The 17,391-nt window shown below is 41.8% G+C and carries 16 protein-coding genes; 7 read left to right on the top strand and 9 right to left on the bottom strand.

Annotation, left to right across the window (positions count from 1 at the left end; genetic code table 11):
• Positions 1 to 230: 230 nt before the first annotated feature.
• The 5 genes from ACEW80_RS06380 to ACEW80_RS06400 form a co-directional block, all read right to left on the bottom strand.
• Complete coding sequence (locus tag ACEW80_RS06380; RefSeq protein ID WP_373525788.1) at positions 231 to 1,712, bottom strand: site-2 protease family protein; 1,482 nt, start codon at positions 1,710 to 1,712, stop codon at positions 231 to 233.
• Between the two features lie 689 nt (positions 1,713 to 2,401).
• On the bottom strand, positions 2,402 to 2,758 hold the full coding sequence (locus ACEW80_RS06385) for a hypothetical protein (protein WP_373525789.1): 357 nt from the start codon (positions 2,756 to 2,758) through the stop codon (positions 2,402 to 2,404).
• Positions 2,759 to 2,978: 220 nt separating this feature from the next.
• Entirely contained in the window at positions 2,979 to 4,184 is a 1,206-nt protein-coding gene (coaBC, locus tag ACEW80_RS06390) for a bifunctional phosphopantothenoylcysteine decarboxylase/phosphopantothenate--cysteine ligase CoaBC (RefSeq protein ID WP_373525790.1), read from the bottom strand.
• A gap of 59 nt (positions 4,185 to 4,243) precedes the next feature.
• Positions 4,244 to 4,456: a DUF2555 domain-containing protein gene (locus tag ACEW80_RS06395; protein WP_373525791.1), complete on the bottom strand. Its 213-nt coding sequence runs from the start codon at positions 4,454 to 4,456 to the stop codon at positions 4,244 to 4,246.
• 154 nt (positions 4,457 to 4,610) lie between these two features.
• The gene (locus ACEW80_RS06400; RefSeq protein ID WP_373525823.1) at positions 4,611 to 5,216 is read right to left on the bottom strand and encodes an alpha/beta hydrolase; all 606 of its coding nucleotides are present in this window, start codon (positions 5,214 to 5,216) and stop codon (positions 4,611 to 4,613) included.
• Between the two features lie 539 nt (positions 5,217 to 5,755).
• On the opposite strand from ACEW80_RS06400, the gene ACEW80_RS06405 reads away from it, so the two are divergent.
• From ACEW80_RS06405 to ACEW80_RS06420, 4 genes are all read left to right on the top strand, one after another.
• Positions 5,756 to 6,766: an iron ABC transporter substrate-binding protein gene (locus ACEW80_RS06405; protein ID WP_373525792.1), complete on the top strand. Its 1,011-nt coding sequence runs from the start codon at positions 5,756 to 5,758 to the stop codon at positions 6,764 to 6,766.
• A 3-nt stretch (positions 6,767 to 6,769) separates the two neighbouring features.
• Positions 6,770 to 8,386, top strand: coding sequence for an ABC transporter permease (locus ACEW80_RS06410; RefSeq protein WP_373525793.1), 1,617 nt, complete (start codon positions 6,770 to 6,772; stop codon positions 8,384 to 8,386).
• 123 nt (positions 8,387 to 8,509) lie between these two features.
• Positions 8,510 to 9,550, top strand: coding sequence for an ABC transporter ATP-binding protein (locus tag ACEW80_RS06415; protein WP_373525794.1), 1,041 nt, complete (start codon positions 8,510 to 8,512; stop codon positions 9,548 to 9,550).
• 179 nt (positions 9,551 to 9,729) lie between these two features.
• On the top strand, positions 9,730 to 11,103 hold the full coding sequence (locus ACEW80_RS06420) for a type I restriction endonuclease (protein ID WP_373525795.1): 1,374 nt from the start codon (positions 9,730 to 9,732) through the stop codon (positions 11,101 to 11,103).
• 102 nt (positions 11,104 to 11,205) lie between these two features.
• On the opposite strand, the gene acsF is transcribed toward ACEW80_RS06420, so the two are convergent.
• Entirely contained in the window at positions 11,206 to 12,282 is a 1,077-nt protein-coding gene (gene acsF / locus ACEW80_RS06425) for a magnesium-protoporphyrin IX monomethyl ester (oxidative) cyclase (protein ID WP_373525796.1), read from the bottom strand.
• A 612-nt stretch (positions 12,283 to 12,894) separates the two neighbouring features.
• Here acsF and ACEW80_RS06430 point away from each other — a divergent pair.
• Positions 12,895 to 13,389: a TM2 domain-containing protein gene (locus ACEW80_RS06430; protein WP_373525824.1), complete on the top strand. Its 495-nt coding sequence runs from the start codon at positions 12,895 to 12,897 to the stop codon at positions 13,387 to 13,389.
• A gap of 52 nt (positions 13,390 to 13,441) precedes the next feature.
• Here the strand turns inward: ACEW80_RS06430 and ACEW80_RS06435 are convergent, their stop codons facing one another.
• Both ACEW80_RS06435 and ACEW80_RS06440 read right to left on the bottom strand, forming a co-directional pair.
• Positions 13,442 to 14,035 (bottom strand): DUF2996 domain-containing protein, encoded by a 594-nt coding sequence (locus ACEW80_RS06435; protein ID WP_373525797.1) that lies wholly within the window; start codon positions 14,033 to 14,035, stop codon positions 13,442 to 13,444.
• Positions 14,036 to 14,189: 154 nt separating this feature from the next.
• The gene (locus tag ACEW80_RS06440) at positions 14,190 to 15,248 is read right to left on the bottom strand and encodes a DMT family transporter (RefSeq protein WP_373525798.1); all 1,059 of its coding nucleotides are present in this window, start codon (positions 15,246 to 15,248) and stop codon (positions 14,190 to 14,192) included.
• Positions 15,249 to 15,504: 256 nt separating this feature from the next.
• Here ACEW80_RS06440 and ACEW80_RS06445 point away from each other — a divergent pair, with 256 nt between their 5' ends.
• Positions 15,505 to 15,867 carry a hypothetical protein gene (locus tag ACEW80_RS06445; protein WP_373525799.1) on the top strand — a complete coding sequence of 121 codons (363 nt, stop codon included), beginning with the start codon at positions 15,505 to 15,507 and terminating at the stop codon, positions 15,865 to 15,867.
• A gap of 395 nt (positions 15,868 to 16,262) precedes the next feature.
• The gene (locus ACEW80_RS06450; protein WP_373525825.1) at positions 16,263 to 16,565 is read left to right on the top strand and encodes a hypothetical protein; all 303 of its coding nucleotides are present in this window, start codon (positions 16,263 to 16,265) and stop codon (positions 16,563 to 16,565) included.
• A 147-nt stretch (positions 16,566 to 16,712) separates the two neighbouring features.
• On the opposite strand, the gene msrA is transcribed toward ACEW80_RS06450, so the two are convergent.
• Positions 16,713 to 17,294: a peptide-methionine (S)-S-oxide reductase MsrA gene (gene msrA / locus ACEW80_RS06455; RefSeq protein WP_373525800.1), complete on the bottom strand. Its 582-nt coding sequence runs from the start codon at positions 17,292 to 17,294 to the stop codon at positions 16,713 to 16,715.
• Between the last annotated feature and the right edge of the window lie 97 nt (positions 17,295 to 17,391).

The raw sequence follows: 17,391 nt of genomic DNA on the forward strand, positions 1-17,391 counted from the left end.
TCTCCAGTTGGTGTTATCTCAATACGGTTCGGTTAAGCCCAAAAAATAAAAATGTCTAGGTTGGGTTGAGGAACGAAACCCAACATTTTGCGGCGTTTGTTGGGTTTCGCAAAGCTTGAACCCAACCTACAATATTCTTAACCGAACCGTAATTGGGTGTTATCTCAGAGCCTTTGAACTCGGAAGTTGAGCCTTTGAACTGGATCATCCCTTAATTCAGCAACGCCTACTTATCCTATTCCCAAACGCCCAGCCAAGCCAGGGGTTAGGGGTAAAAGTGTGGTAATCATCAAGAATAGAGCCAAAAGACCTAAAGCGGCTCTAGCGTCATTCGGTTCAGTAATTTCATTTAAGCTGGGGCGTTCTTGATCCCGTTGCAAAAAGAAAATTGTGATCGCCCAGTACATAGCAAGAGTATTACCGAGAGACACTAACGCCAGTAAAATTAAAGTTGCGATCGTTGCTCGTCCTGCGGTTTTGCGTCCATAAATCGCCTGAACAATGCGGCCACCATCGAGTTGTCCTGCGGGCATCAAGTTCAAAGCGGTAATTACTAACCCCAGCCAACCAATCACTACTAAGGGATGAACACTTACCAAGGGCGACTGCAAAGCCGAACCAAGGACAACTCTTGCCAAACTTCCCACCAAAATCGACCCTTGAAAAAACTGATTTGGTAATTGGAATAAACTACCTGGGTGGGAAAGCAGCAAGCCAGCGATCAGCATTAACACAGAGACAATACCACCTGCGGCTGGCCCTGCCAAAGCGATATCAAATAGTACTTTGCGGTTAGGTAACACAGACTCAAAGCGGGTAATTGCACCAAAGGAACCAAGTTGTACAGCCGGCAGAAAGAAAGGCCAACGAAGACGGATTTGGTAACGCTGGGCAAGTATCCAATGACCAATTTCATGCGCTACCAAAATTGTAAATATCCCTGCACCTATGGGCAAAGCTTCTGTAAACCGCCCTGGATTGGCAAAGAGATCAAAATTCAGTAGTAGACTTGCTGCTTCTATATTTGTGGCCATAGTTGCTAGCAATAGGACGCCTGCAAAGACTTTTTGCGATAACAACATCGTCCGGGGATCGTTGCGACTGGGCAGGACAATCACTACGGGTTTGCCATCTGTGTTTTCCACTAAAAACAGACGATATTGCTCACCAAGGCGTTGCCGTAACCTTGCAGTTAGACGGTTGTGAACCTCCTCTGGTTCTCCCCGCAGATTGCCTTTAAAAATGGCTCCATCTTGGTAGGCGATCGTTTCTATGGCAAAAAACGTATCGATACCGAAAATACCTTTAATTGTATTCAAGTCATCTTCCGGTAATGGCAGGATCTCCGGTTTTACCTCTGATACTGCTAGTTGTGGGGCATTTGTTTCAGGTGAAGAATCAGCGGCGAGTCTTTCTGTTGCGCGTTGCTTGAGAATGGCATCTTGCCCAGATGCGCGTAACTGTCTGCCCAAGAAAATGTATAATCCAGCGGAAGTCACCACTAAGAACAATATACCCGCTATGTTGATGTAAATTCCTGCGGCAAATAATCCAAAAAACAAGAGCCAAGGAGTCATCAACACCACCGACTGTAACCAGGCTAAGATTCCCAGCTTACCAAAAGGTCTGGCGCGATAAAAGCCCCAGCCCAAAATGCCTAAAGCTACCAGCAGGATTACCGCTAGGATAGAAGTTTCTGATAAAGTAAACATCTCCAAACCTTTGCTATTGAGACTGAGCCAGAACAAGTCCGGTATTGCAGATACACTTATTAATGTATAACGCCGTCTGTAGTCTGCCCAAATTATTCCGCTTTGAGTGGGCGTAGCCCAACCCAGGTATCAACTAAGCAATTCAAAATTCAAAAACAGAATTACAGTCAGCTTTCTGGCTGGTAATGGTGTGGAGTCAGCCAGGATTGAAGAAGCCTTGGGACGATCGCAAGCTTTTAAAAATCATTAATATGTTATGACTGTGCGATCGCTTTCTTGCCCAATAATTGCAGCAGTTTTCATTTATTTGAACCCCATTTGTCGTAGGGCACAGCAATTCTGTACCCGTAAAGCGTGGTCTATTTACCTGAAAATAGCTGTAATTTGCTCAAACTGTATTTGACTCACATCTTGTACCAAGCCCAAACGACTGGAAGTCGCGGCTATATAAACGAAGTCCGCCTGCGCGGACTAAGGTAAGTTAGGGGTTTTGAAGCCTGCGGAGGCAGGCTTTGTTCTGTTAGCCGCGATTTTAATCGTTAGGTGCAAGATGTGAGTTGAGCGAAGTGGTCTTTTAAGTCCAATAAAGAATTTCAGCATTTGGAAATTGTGTCTCTGATACTGAAACTTGGTCTGTAATTGTATTCAGCAATATCCTTCTCCGTTATTTAGTTTGCTAATTGCTGCAATTAATTTTCAAGGACTTGCTTAATTCGCCGCTCTAACAAATCAAGATCCAAAGTGCCTTCATCACGACTAATTCTACGCACAGTGGAATTAACATTACCTAAATTTACCAATAAATCTTGAAGAATTTCCTGCTGCTGACGTGCTTGGGTAACTTCGCGTGGCTCCTGTACTAAATCACGCACGATGGTATCTTCAGCACGAGAGGCAATAATTGGATCGCTTTGCCCTTGAACGTGAACAAAGGTTCGTCGCCCTGGACCTCGCTCTTCTTCTATTGGTATAACTGCTGTTACTTGGTCAGAACGCACATATTTGCCAAATCCCAAATGGACTAGTTCTGATGAGAGTATTTTCATATAATTGAAGTGTTATTTTTAAGTCTTACTTCTATTATTATAAAATATATAAAAGTGACCTTAAAGTCATATAGAATACGGGTTATACCCAATTTGAAGTAGTAGTTTCCTTTCCCAATTGCTGCTTAATAAGCTATTATCTTTTAGTGCAGTTTCCTGTCCCGATATTTGTAGTTTGCTACACCTATGCAAGCAGACCATCTTAACTACAGAAAATTTATCAAGTGATGACAAAATCAAATAATTGATGCGCCATTTCTAATTTAGAACAAGGTGCGATCGCTAGCTGATTTCCTTGACTATCTAAAAATATCGCTTGATTATTATCACTCCCAAAACCACTATCAGGTTGATCGATGGGATTAGCAACAATAACATCTAATTTTTTACTCTGCAATTTTTCTAACGCAGGCTTGACAATATCCCCAGTTTGTGCTGCAAAGCCAATTAATAGCTGATGCGGCTGTTTTAATTGTCCTAACTGGGCGACTATATCCGGTACTGGTTCTAAGGGTAAAGCTTGAGGGAGCGATCGCTTGGGCAATTTTTCTGTACTATAATCTCGTGGCTTCACATCTGCCACGGCTGCTGACATCACAATGATATCAGTGTTGGGTAAACATTCCACCATGACGTGCTGCATTTGCTCGGCACTAATGACGGGAATTGCTTGCACTCCTAATGGTACATTCCAATTAGCTGGGCCATATACCAAAGTGACACTTGCGCCTCGGTGAAGTGCGGCTTGCGATAGCGCCAATCCCATTTTACCTGTGGAAGGATTGCCAATAAACCTCACTGGGTCAAGATACTCTCGCGTTCCCCCAGCACTAATCAACACTCGTTTACCTATTAAATCTCGTTTGCCTTGAGTCTGTAACAACGATTGGATATGAGCTAAAATTTCTTGAGGTTCTGCTAATCTACCAGCACCGATGCGATCGCACGCTAATAAACCAGATGCTGTACTCATCCCATGATATCGGCTATCTATGAATAGCTGTTGCCAATTTCTTTGCACTGATAGCTGTTCCCACATATCCGTATTCATTGCGGGTGCTAACAGCACCGGACAAGTAGAAGCCAGCACGGTATTTGTGAGTAAATTATCCGCCATACCATAAGCTAACTTTGCTAATGTATTAGCAGTCAGGGGGGCAATTACCATCACATCTGCCCATTCACCCAACTCAATGTGCAAAGGACGAGAGTGAGTTGCTTGCCAAAAATCATCATCTGTGTAGGCGGGATGACGAGATAGGGTGGCTATTGTCAGAGGTGTGATAAATTCTTGTGCTGAACGAGTGAGGATGACTCGGACTTTTACCCCAGTTTTAAACAGCGTCGAAATCAGTTCACAGATTTTGTAGGCGGCGATACCGCCACCTACACCAATTAAAACTCTGTTCAATTTGGGATTAGTCATGGTAAAAAGTTAGGAGTGAGTAGTTACAAAAATTAGTACTAAATACTCCTAACTCTTAACTACGCTTCATCGTAGGCTTCCAAATCTAAGAGGTAAATGTAGGCTTCCACTAACTCTGGACGCTGAAATGCGATCGCTCGCAATAGATGCCAATCATTTAAACCCTCAAAAGCATTACTATAATTATCCAGTTCCAGACGTGTAGCTAGTTCTTCTACTTCTGCCGCAGTTATGGCAGCAATTTCTTTTTTGGAAATGCTTAGAGTTGTCATAATGTTTGCCCCTCCCTTATGCAGCACTCGCCTTCAGCATGGGTTAAGTTGCGTTGAACGCATCCACCCAATATATATTACTCATTAGAAGTCATTAATTTCGTAAAAATTGTTAGAATTTGCACCAAAATTTATGAAAATTTTGTAATGCTGACTAGCCAATGGCATTCACAACGAAATTCCGTAACACCTCTAACGTTTGGGGATGTATTTCATGCCCCATATCAAATTCGTGGTATTCCACCGCCACTCCTAGAGACTTTAGAGTTTCTCGTGCCTTCCAGGCGGCTTGCAGTGGGACAACTTGATCATATTTACCGTGAGTGATTAAAGTCGGCGATACCCCACCTTTAGCTGCCGTGACTGCATCAGGATGTAAATACCCGCTCATGACAACTAAACCTGCTAGGGGCAATTTTGAGCCGACATCCAAAGTCATTGCTCCGCCTTGAGAAAATCCACTCAAAATAGTACGCGATAAAGGAACGCCAGTGCTGTCTTCTAAAGACTCCAAAAAATCTATTAGAAGTTGCCGACTTTCTGTCAACCCTTGATACATATTCTCTTCCTGCAAATCGTACCATGCCCTCCCTACAGGGGAATGCGGATAAGGAAAAGGTGCATTAGGTAATACAAACTGGTAATCAGGTAAGTTGATCAAGGGCAGCAAAGATGCTACATCCTCAGCATTAGCACCCCAACCATGCAAAGTGACAATTAAGCCTGCGGGGGGTTGAGAAGTTGCGGGAGGAACGGTGATAAATTGTAAAGACAGAGGTCTACTCCTAAAATCCTACTCTTCTAATAGATATTATCTCTTCAAGCAGACTTAGTATTGAGCGGCATTTGCTGCTTGCCCAAAGAATACCTTACATCGTCATCATGGTAGCAACCAAAAACCAGACGGTAATTTTGTGTGAAAACCTTTTTTACCAATTTTTATACAAGAATAATTCCTATCTATATAGGGCTTGCTTTTGGGCAAATTTTTTGATTTAATAAAAATTTTTATCAAATATTACCTAGAAAAATATTGTAAATAATGCCGAATTGCTATCAACTCAGGTCATGTCGGCTACGGTCTTAAGGATTTAGATGCAACATTAAAACTTATGCAGCAAGTAAAAGTCATATAACCTGTTGCACCTACGCCACCTGAGAGTTATCTGGCAAGAGCAGCAAAAATTTAAATTTTTTGAGGAATTTTCTTGCTTACTAGTACAAGTTAATGGTAATGGTTGAGAATAGCAAGATTATTGCAAAAACTTCCTGGTAAGAATTAAGGTGGAGGACTGGAGATTGAAAACTTTACCATTGATCAAAGTTTCAGCTGGAGCTGTAGCTTTAATGCTCGGCTGGGGGATTGGGGTAGCTGTAGATGCTCAAACAAAAACCCTGGTGATTTATTCAGGCAGAGAGGAAAAACTGATTGCTCCTTTAATTGAGAGAGCAAAAAAAGACTTGAATAAGGATATTCAAGTGCGTTATGGTGATACTGCTGAGTTAGCGATCGCACTTTTGGAAGAAGGCAAAAATAGCCGTGCAGACTTGTTTTTTGCCCAAGACGCTGGTGCTTTAGGCACTTTGGAGAAAAAACAGCTGACACTGCCGATTGCCTCTCAACTGCTAAACAAAGTTGATCCTCGCTTTCGTTCTGCTAAAGGGCATTGGCTAGGAATTTCTGGACGTGCCCGTGTAATTGACTACAATACTAAGTTAGTTAAACAAGGGGAACTACCAACATCAATTTCGCAGTTAACCCAACCAAAATGGCGCGGCAAAGTCGGCTGGGCACCCACTAACGGCTCATTTCAATCATTTGTCACCGCTATGCGAGTATTAGAAGGAGACGAAAAGACATTACAATGGCTTAAGGCGATGAAAGCTAATGGTGTCAAAGATTACGGTAAAAACGCTGCGATCGTGGAAGCTGTGGGACGTGGAGAAGTTCATCTCGGTTTAGTAAATAACTACTACTTGTATCGCTTCAAAAAAGATGATCCGAACTTTCCTGTTGCTCACCACTACACAAGCAAAGATGCAGGATCAATGATTAACGTGGCAGGAGTGGCAATTACAAAAACCACTGATCAAAAAGCGGATGTCGAAGCTTTGATTAATTACTTGCTCAAAGAAAGTTCACAAAACTACTTTGCCCAACAAACTAATGAATATCCTTTAGTAAAAGGAATTTCAGCGCCATCAAAACAAGTACCAATCAGTAAACTTAATCCACCCAATGTTAACCTGACAGACTTAGATGATTTGCCAGCAACTTTGAATCTACTACAACAGGCAGGAGTTTTGTAACAGTTGAAAGCGGTTCGCCCTCCATTATTTCTCACATTAGCGGCAGTGGTAGTGGCAGTTGCCATTGCTCTGCCATTACTATATTTAATAATTCGTACCGCAGGCATTGGTGGGGAAGAGTTATGGGAATTAATTTCTCGTCCCCGCAATATCATGGTTTTTTTAAACAGTGCGGCAATGGCGGCAACGGTAACGTTATTATCCACACTAATTGCCGTGCCGTTGGCCTTTTTAACTGTGCGGACAGACTTACCAGGACGGCGTTTTTGGTTAGTAGCAACAACATTACCTTTAGCAGTTCCTAGCTATGTAGGCAGTTTTGCGCTGATTGCAACTTTGGCACCACGAGGTAGCTTTTTGCAACTGTTACTTCAACCATTTGGGGTAGAAGAATTACCTTCTATTTATGGTTTTCCAGGGACAGTTTTGGCAATCACTTTGTTTACCTATCCCTATATGTTGCTGAGTATCCGCTCTGGCTTGCAAGGTATTGATCCTACTCTAGAAGAAGCGGCTCGGAGTTTGGGTTATGGTAGCAGAGAAACCTTTTTTCGGGTAGTTTTGCCGCAGTTAAAACCATCAATGATTGCCGGGGGATTATTAGTCGCTTTGTATGCTTTACGTGACTTTGGCACACCTTCGCTGATGCGGTTTGATGCCTTTACACGGGCAATTTTTTTGCAATACAAAACTAGTTTTAATCGTAACTCAGCCGCAGCCTTGTCTTTGATGTTGGTGACATTAGTGCTGCTAATTTTGTGGCTAGAATATAGAATGCGATCGCGTGCAGCTTATTATAGTCGTGGTTCTGCTTCTCTACGTCCGCCAAAAATTATGAAGTTGGGAATTTGGAAATGGCCGGCTTTTGGCTTTTGTCTGCTAATCACTAGCTTGGGAGTAGTGTTACCAGTTGGCATCACCTTATTTTGGCTGATTCGTGGACTTAACGGTGGCTATACTTTCCCTAATTTACTTCCCGCCGTTCTTAACTCCATTGGTGCGGCTGGATTAGCGGCGTTAGCTACCACCATCTTTGCCTTGCCAGTAGCAATTTTAGCAGTCAGGTTTCCGAACAAAATCACCGCCATTATTGAACGCTGTTCTTACATAGGTTTTGGAGTTCCAGGAATTGTTGTGGCCTTATCTTTGGTATTTTTTGGTGCCAACTATCTGCCAGCACTGTACCAAACTCTGCCGATGTTGATATTTGCTTATTTAGTTTTATTTTTACCGCAATCTGTGGGAACAGTCCGCAGTTCGCTTTTGCAAGTCAATCCGCAGCTAGAAGAATCTGCACGAAGTTTAGGCAGGAATGCTTGGCAAACTTTAAGAGAAGTTACCTTACCTCTGGTACAACCGGGTGTATTGAGTGGTATGGTGCTGGTGTTTCTGACAGCAATTAAAGAACTACCCGCTACTATACTGTTAGCGCCTATCGGCTTTAGCACCTTAGCAATGCAAATTTGGCAAGCTACAGAAAATGTAGATTTCGCTGATGCGGCGGCGGCTTCATTAGCGATGCTGTTGGTTTCTATGGGTTCAACTTTATTGTTGCTATCTCAAGAGAACGTCAAAGAAGAGAAAGTAATAAGTAAAGCACCAGTAAGTAGAAGGGTTTAATTAAACCAAAGCTCATAATACAGAGCGATAAATCCCTTACTACGAACAGAAGTTTTATCTTACATTTAATTACGTCTATCTATTTACAAACCAAGTTATAAGCCGGATATTTTATATCTACCTATGCAACAAGTAATTCTAGATTTACAAAATGTCACCAAGCGGTATGCAGAAAATGCCTCTCCCGCAGTGGATAACGTATCTTTGACGTTGCAACAAGGAGATATATTAGGACTGCTCGGCCCATCTGGTTGTGGTAAAACTACGCTGTTGCGATTGATTGCTGGTTTTGAGCGATCGCAAACAGGACAAGTTAAAATTGGTGGCCAGATAGTTTGCAATGCCTCTACTTACATCCCAGCCGAACAGCGCGACATCGGTATTGTTTTTCAAGATTATGCACTGTTTCCCCATCTAAATGTGGCAGAAAATGTGGGCTTTGGGTTGAAACATTTTAGCAAACAGCAAATACAAAAACGCATAGCCGAAGTCATTGCTCTGGTGAGACTCGAAGGCTTAGAAAAACGTTACCCTTACCAACTCTCCGGTGGACAGCAGCAGCGAGTTGCCCTCGCCCGGGCTTTAGCGCCTCAACCCCAACTCATGCTTTTAGATGAACCCCTGAGCAATCTTGATATCCAAGTTAGGTTGCGCTTGCGAGAAGAAGTGCGAGAGATTCTCAAAGCGGCGGGTACTTCGGCAATTTTTGTTACCCACGACCAAGAAGAAGCACTAGCTATTTCAGATATAGTAGGTGTGATGCGCCAAGGGCATTTAGAACAAATAGGCACACCAGAAAAAATTTATACTTATCCAGCATCACGATTCGTCGCCGAATTTGTCACTCAGGCGAATTTCATTCCCGCCCGTCGTCAAGGTAATTTATGGGAAACAGAAATCGGCAGTTTTGAGTTCACAGCAAATCACACCGACGATATCGGCGAAATCATGATCCGCCAAGAAGACTTTATCTTAAGACCAGCGATCGATGCGCCTGTAGTTGTCCGCACCCGACGGTTTTTAGGACGCGAATACCAATATTGTTTACAAACTCCCTCTGGTAAAGAACTCCACGCTCGGACGATGACTGATACAGCTTTATCTGTAGGTACACGAGTGCAGATATCTATAGCAGGTAATGTAGTACACATTTTTCCGCAATAAAATTTAGACTGTCATAATTTAATTAATTTTAGATTGCAAAACACATAGTTTGATTTATTCTTACCTACTTATACCTCAATACGCTTGGGTTAGTAATATTTAGTGTTCGGAGATCCCCCCAACCTACGCAGATTAATGCTTTTGGCGCTAACTGAACTGTATTGACTTATGAACAGGTCATGAGTGTTAGAGACTGGTACTTATTTGGGAATACTTTTATAGGAGTGATAAGGAAGGCGATCGCGGTAATACTTTCAATTCAAATCTACTATATCACCTTGCAATCACTCCTATTTTACAAAAAATATGTATCAAAAATCACTAATTTACCAGGAGTAAGCAAGATGGGATTCACTGAAGATATTATCAAGCTGTCTGAACAAGTGCGTAAGCGATTTGACCAAGTTGTTGGCGAAGAAGCTACTAAGATGGCACTGATTGTTCCTTTTTTGACTGCTCTTGGCTATGATGTCCATGATCCTAGTGAAGTCATGCCTGAATATGTAGCAGACTTTGCTACTAGAAGAGCAGGACAGTTTGAAAAGGTAGATTACGCCTTAGCTATTAACGGTACTAAAGTTATGCTCGTAGAAGCAAAAGCCCGTGGTCAAAAAGCTGAAGCACATGATGGACAATTGAGCAAATATTTTAATGCACTTTTGACAACAAAAGTAGCTATAGTCACTAATGGGATTGAGTACCGTTTTTTTACTGACTTACGTCACCAAAATGTCATGGACAAGGAGCCATTTTTCACTTTTAACATCCTTGAATATGATTCTAAAGATATTGAGAACCTTAAAGTATTTCACCGTGATACTTTTGATGTGGCAGCTATTACTAACCATGCAGAGGAAATGGTATATGTAAAAGGCATGACTCAGCTTGTAGGAAATCTTCTGCGTTCTCCTTCCGAAAAATTTATTCATTTTTTGGTGTCTGAACTGCGTTCCTCTGACCAAAGGTATGAATTTCAAGGTAATATTAATGCTAGGGTAATTGAAAAATTCAACGCAATTGTTAAAAAGTCGATTCAGGGAAGTTTACTAGACTTAATGACAAGCTCACTTAGCCGAGAAATGTCTCAACCTGTCAAAGTTGAAGTAGAACCAGAAATTGAAGAAGAACAATCCGAAGATCCTCAAGAATCAAGAATAGTAACAACTGCTGAAGAAATCGAAGCTTTTGAAAAAATTAAAGCAATTACACAAACTTCAAGGAGTTACAATTTTGAACTCAAATACAAAGATACTACCTCCTACTTTGGTATAAATCTTGGCAAAAGTGCTCGGTGGTTTCTGCGGCTGTATTTATCTTCGCAGAAAAAAAGTTTTATTGCTCGGCTAAGTGTAGATGAAGTAAAGTCTCTAGCTCCAAATTTTGAAGTGCAGGAAGTAACAGCTTCTCTGGGCGATGCAGCATCAAAAGTAATTATTTCTTCTGTGAGTGATTTTGATAAGCTTACATTACTGATTCTCAGATGTTATGAGTTAGAAGCAGCCAAGCATCAAACATTCACCCCAGATGTAATTAGAATGGAAAAATCAGCTTAACTCAAGGTATCTATTGCAAAACTCTACGCCTACCCAACTTTGACAAAAAAAGTGGTTCTGTTGATTGTAGAACCACTAAAGCTTTTGCAAACTTGTTATAAATTAATGAATTGTCCCTTGAGCAGAAACAGTATCAATCGGTTTCATCAGGTACAGCCGCAATAACTGCCAGCCATTTGAGATGTAAAGCGGTAGTTTCTGGAAGAATTGCAGGAATTTGGGAGTATTAGAGTTAGCGATCGCACCCAGCTTTTCGTTATTATTTATACAAACATCCAAACGCTGATAAAAGTCTGGATTCTCAACATCCAGCATGAGTGGGAACACCCTACCTGCGTTTTCATTGGTCTTCTTAATTACATGGATGTCGTATTCTCGCGCATCTAATCCCAGGGTGGCATAAAAGTCCTTGCGTTGGATGTCATTAAGATACATTGTCGCAAAAACTGACAATAGGAAGAACCGACTCCACAGCCTTGCTTTCCAATCATTCAATATTTGCGGCTGGGATTTCATCAGTGCATCGAAGAAATCACTGTGACGATTTTCATCTTGACACCAGTTTTCAAAGAACCGGAAGATTGGATAAATCCGGTCTTCGGGATGTGTTTCTAAATGGCGATAAATAGTGATATAGCGCCAATAACCAATTTTCTCAGAAATATAAGTGGCGTAAAAGATGAATTTCGGTTTAAAGAAGGTATAATCGCGGCTCTTAGTTAAAAACCCTAAATCTAAGGAGAGGTTAAAGTCTGACATAGCTTTGTTCAAAAAGCCAGCATGACGCGCTTCATCCCGTGACATCAGGTTAAAGCACTCTGCCAATACAGGGCTTTTGCTTTTCAAGCGACGACCGAGTTCTTTATACAGCAAAAAGCCAGAAAACTCTGCCGTACAGGAGCGTTCTAAAAATTCAACGAACAATCGGCGAGTTTCCCCGTCAATATGATCCCAGGATTGTTCAAATTCGGCATCCCGAACAAAGTGATGGCGATTGTAGTCAGTGCGAAACTCTTCGAGAATGGCTCTTAACTCATCTTCGTTGATGGAAATGTCCATCCGCGCCATTTCATCAAAATCGGTAGTATAAAACCGAGGTGTTAACAGGGTTTCTTTCGCCGGGACTTTAATCCCTGGCCGGATTTCTTCAAAGCCTGGTTTTTTGAGGGAGTCTACCATGTCTTGATTGCTCTTTCGTCTTTATTATTTTAAGTACACCCTTCGGGTGACGCTCCTACTCGCTACCGCTACGCTAACGGCAGTTCCTCATGGGGAGCCACCCCCTTGCGGAGGTTTCCCTCAGTTGGGGGGAGTGGCGTGGAAACCCCCAATATCGGACTGCCTCACCAAAAAGCCAAGGGTAATGCTCTGGCAAGGCGCAATAGCTGACAACAATACAATTGTATAAAGTTTAGTCTACCAAGGTGCGGGTTACAAAGCTAGTAAGTGAAAAGTTAAGAGTTGCAACAATAATTCAACTTTTACGGAATCGAGAATCGCGGATTGGTAGTCAATTCAACGTAGTTCAGCACTCAGCACTGTTTTTATCAAGTTGAATAGCACAGCCTTATCCCATTGTCAAAACACTACCATCTCAGTAATTTTCTGTGGTTGTTATTACAATAAGTGTATGTGGCTTGATCAGAAATTGCTCATCTTAGAATTAACAATCTATGACTGGCATGATTACTGAAAACTTTTAATTGCGCTATCTATCCATGCTGATATGCAAAAAACAGTATGGAAAAACATCTTAGACAACAAGAGCAAATCCAAAGGGTTGAAAACAAGATGAATCTTGAAAACAATCAGCAGAAAGACCGATTACTTGTCTCTTACATCTTGTGTGCAGTCGGATTTTTCGGGGTGGGAGGGCTGCACCGTTTATACAATGGCAAAATAGGGACGGGTTTATTGTGGCTGTGTACTTTTGGTTTGTTTTACGTAGGACAAATTGTAGATCTGTTGATCATCCCCGGTATGGTTGATGAATATGAACACAAACTGAGACTAAAAGCAGGTGTATCTCCCTTTGGTGTACCTTTAAATCAAGCAGTGGTTACATCCCAAGTCCACCACCCAACTGGTAATCAACTCATGATTAAACTGATTGAAGCCGCAGAAAGCAAAGGTGGTACTCTAACTGTGACTCAAGGTGTGAAGTTTACGGGAGCTAGCTTCGCTGAAGTGGAAGCTACTCTTAAAGAAATGTACAAATCAGGTTATGTAAAAATTGATAACGACCCCAATACTGGAGCCGTTATCTACCATTTCCATGAACTTTAATTGTTATTAGTCATTTGTCATTTGTCCTTTGTTAAAAACCAATGACCAATGACTAATTTCTACCTAGCCACTTTTGACCATCCAAGCGCTGAACTAAGCCAAATACCAACAAATCGAGGGTAATTTTGCGTTCATCGATTAAGAATGACTCAAGAGTGCTAGGTTTTTTGCCTTCATTACAAGAAAATCCTTTTTTCCCTTGAATATCTTCTTCGGGGAAATACAAATTAAACTGACGCAGACCAATTTCCGACCAGCTGCCGATAATTTGCCAGCATTCTTCGGTGGATTCAAAGCCAGTGATTGACACCTTCTGCTTGGCAAAAGACACTTGTAAATCTTGCACGCCTTGTTGAGCGATCGCTTTTTGTAAGGCTGGCAAGTAATCTTGCTCAATAAACTCTACAAATGGCTTATCTTCAACAGATGGGGCTTTTTCCTTTTTAGCGGCTTTGGCTGCGGCGGCTGGTTTTTCTGCTGGTGCGGCGGCTGCGGGTTTGGGATCTGGCGCGTTGGCAGTAGGAAGGTCTGTGGCTTCGGGTGAATCTGTACTAGGAGCGTGTTCTTCAGCCACACTGGGAGCTTGTTTGTCAACAGTGCTGGGAGCTACCTCTCCCGCTTGATTGTGATTGGTTTGGTCTGCCATTGCTCAGGTCAATCCTTTAATCTTGCTTTTGGAGCGATCGCTCACCTTGAGGTATCGGGTATTTTTATTTTGACATACTAATGCAGCAGGGCAAAAATAACTGCTGTCCAGTTAGAAATAACCCAAAGGAAAAGCTTTCTTCCTCCTACCTCCTTCAAATCCCCTTGAATCCCATCCCATTTTCTGCCTGTTGCTGTGCTTGAGTAGAATTCACCTTGTCAGACGCAACTCTGCCATTCCTCTCACGCCAAATGCCAAATTGGCTCAAGAATAGACCTACTAAAATCAAGCTACCGCCAATATATTGAGGTAAGGTAGGGGCTTCACCCAAAATTAAATAGGCTGCTAGGATGCCCGCAATTGGGCTAAATGAGCCAACTAAGGAAGCCATAGATACAGTAGAAGTTTTCAAGCCTTTAATCCAAAAAGACTGACCTACTACCACAATCAACCCACCATAGAGAAACATCCACTGCCACAAAAATGGTGAGAGTGCATCAGCGAAATGATCGCTGCCATAGAGGACTAAAGCACTGAAGAAAAAGATTACGGTTCCTAGTGCAGTACGAAAGATACTATAGATTCCCAGGGGAATTTGCGAGAGGTATTTCTTGCCAATAATCGTAGAAGCGGCTATGGCGACAGATCCGGTTGCTGCCAAAATTTCTCCTATGCCTAACCCGAAACCTCCCATGTTCATCATCGCTTCTTCTGGGGGCTGAAGGATGATAGTTAGGATAACACCAATAAAAGCTGCGATCGCACCGATAAATTCCCAAATATTTACCCGATCTTTTAATAACCAGACTGATAAAGCCAGAGTTAGAGGCGGTTCCAAGCGTCCAACCAAGATGACATTGTTCACCCCTGTAAGTGCAAGTGCCTGGAAAATTAAGCCAGGAGCTAAGGCTCCCGATAAAATAGCTACTGCTGTTAGACTGACCCAATTTTTCCTTGATATCTGCTCCAAGGTAGCTTTGTTCCACTCTCGCCCATAGATTAGGATCAGAAGTATCAAGGCACAAAGGTTTCCCACGAATAAAACATTACACAAAGAAATCGGATTGCGCTCATCCATGAAATGTTGAGCACCAATTTCTGTTAGCTTACGGGTAATTGCGCTAGATGCTGCAAAAATTAGCATTGCTAGCCAGAGATATGTTTGTCCTGAAATTCTATGGATTAGGCGATGTGGTCTTCTGGGTCTAGTCACAATAACATCACTGCAATGAAAGCATTGCTTATTATACTAAGTTGCCTTCATTCTGAGCTCAATGAAGTTTTGCTGAGAGAACACTTAAATTATGTTGTGACTTTGAGGAACTATGAATGCCTGAGAAAGTGCTGAGAATCAACTAAATTTTCTCAAGGGATAAATTCATGAAAATAGTGGCTTAGTTTAAATAAACTCTCACTGCCATCTGAGATAATTTGGATGTTCAGGATAAAAAAAAGAACAGGAGTCACAAATGAAACTCGCCCCCCTACTTACAGGTATTGTCTTGGTTGGTTCTTTAACGGTTTGGGATGCACCATTAAAGCTAATCAATCCATCATTAGTACAGGCATCAGCAGCCGAAGAAATGTCTGTAGCACAGAAAGTAGACTTGCTTACTAAGAGTAAGGGTAAAATTGGTAGTGGTGATCAACTGCGTCGTTTCTTTTTTGGTGATTTGGAGCCAATTGGTATCCAGGTAGGTGGTGCAGGTCACGTAGTTAACCTTTACAACAAAGCCAATAATATCACATTCTCTTACTGTTCGCATTACGACGTAATTGTTGCGATTAAGAAAGGTAAGGTGACTAAATTTGAACCTAGTGAAGTCAAGTAATCTTAAATCGACTTGACGATTAATATTTTGCTAAAACCAGAGGAGCTATTTGATAACATTTAAGTTGCAATTGCCCTAGCAAAAGTTTGATTTAGTCTTCCATAAAAAAGCATTAAATTTCTTGCAGAAATTGGGAAAAGGGCAAAGGTAAAGAAATGAAATTTTCTTTTTACCTTTGCCCTTTTTTAATTCTTTTTGCTAAAGTACTTTGACAATGGCGATCGCCTAATTGAACGTATAGTTTAAGGTGCATATACCAGGAATTGCAGGTGGTAGTCAGCCCTGGGAATCTACAATAATTCCTACAGCCTTGTCAATCCAATGGTCTAGTTTTCTCAAAAATAGATTTTATGACTTTTCAGTAACTTCACTGCAACAGTTTTTCTCTACAATCTATATCAACTGTTGAAAAACATCAACTAACCTATGAAGTATTGAGCGATCGCAAAAATCATATTGCCCTTCAATTTGGGATTGTGTTTCAAATTCCAGAGTCTCTAAGACCTACATTTCTAGAACGAGGATGTGCATTACCACGATATAATGGAGATGAGTCTTTTCAACTGCCAATTCCAGCGACATTTGTAGCTGATCAAGATGGCGGGATTGTCTATGCTTTTGTTGATCCAGATTATACTAAACGGTTAGACCCTGTTGAAATTGTCAGTGTCCTCCGAAATATTCCTAGTGTAGGCTAATCTTTAACTTTAACTGGATTAGGGGGATATTATAGCGTTTCCTAATCAGATGAGGTACATCATAGCCCCCTCCTCGCCTGCGGGGGTGGGGTTCTTGTACCTCACTCAACCGAGAACCGCTGTAATAGCCAAATGTCACAAATTCCCCTAATTCTTATACATATTAGGAAAGTTTGCTTGGAGCTTAACCAACTTCGGCAAGTCATTCACAACCACATAGGGATTATTCGGATAATGTTCAATGTAGTTCTGATGATATTCCTCAGCCTGATAAAAACTCTTCAAGGGAGCTAGTTCAGTCACAATCTGCTTTTGGAAGGCGTGCGTTTTGTTAAGTTGATTAATATAATCTTGCGTGACTCGCTTCTGCTCATCGTTAGCAAAAAAGATCACCGAACGATATTGCCTACCGGAGTCTGGACCTTGCCGATTCAACTGTGTCGGATCATGCGCCACCAAAAAGTAAATCTTCAACAGTTGACTATATGATATCTGCGATGGATCATAAGTGATTTGCACTGATTCAGCGTGATTGGTAAATCCAGAACTAACAAGCGCGTAGTCTGCGGTTTTTGCACTGCCACCCGAAAAGCCAGAAACAACATCAGAAACACCTTTGAGATGCTCAAAAACCCCTTCCATTCCCCAGTAGCACCCTCCACCAAAAACCGCCGTCTGTTTTCCTTTGGGTGTAGAAGTTGAAATATCTATGGCAGGAGCGGGAAGCATTAAACGGAATCCACCGTATACAAATACAACAGTAAGCAAAATGATCGACAAGTTGCGTACTAAGGGCTTCAAAAGAGTAAAGTTGCGAGTTGACATT

The sequence above is a fragment of the Nostoc sp. genome, assembly GCF_041747015.1.
Classification (GTDB): domain Bacteria; phylum Cyanobacteriota; class Cyanobacteriia; order Cyanobacteriales; family Nostocaceae; genus Nostoc.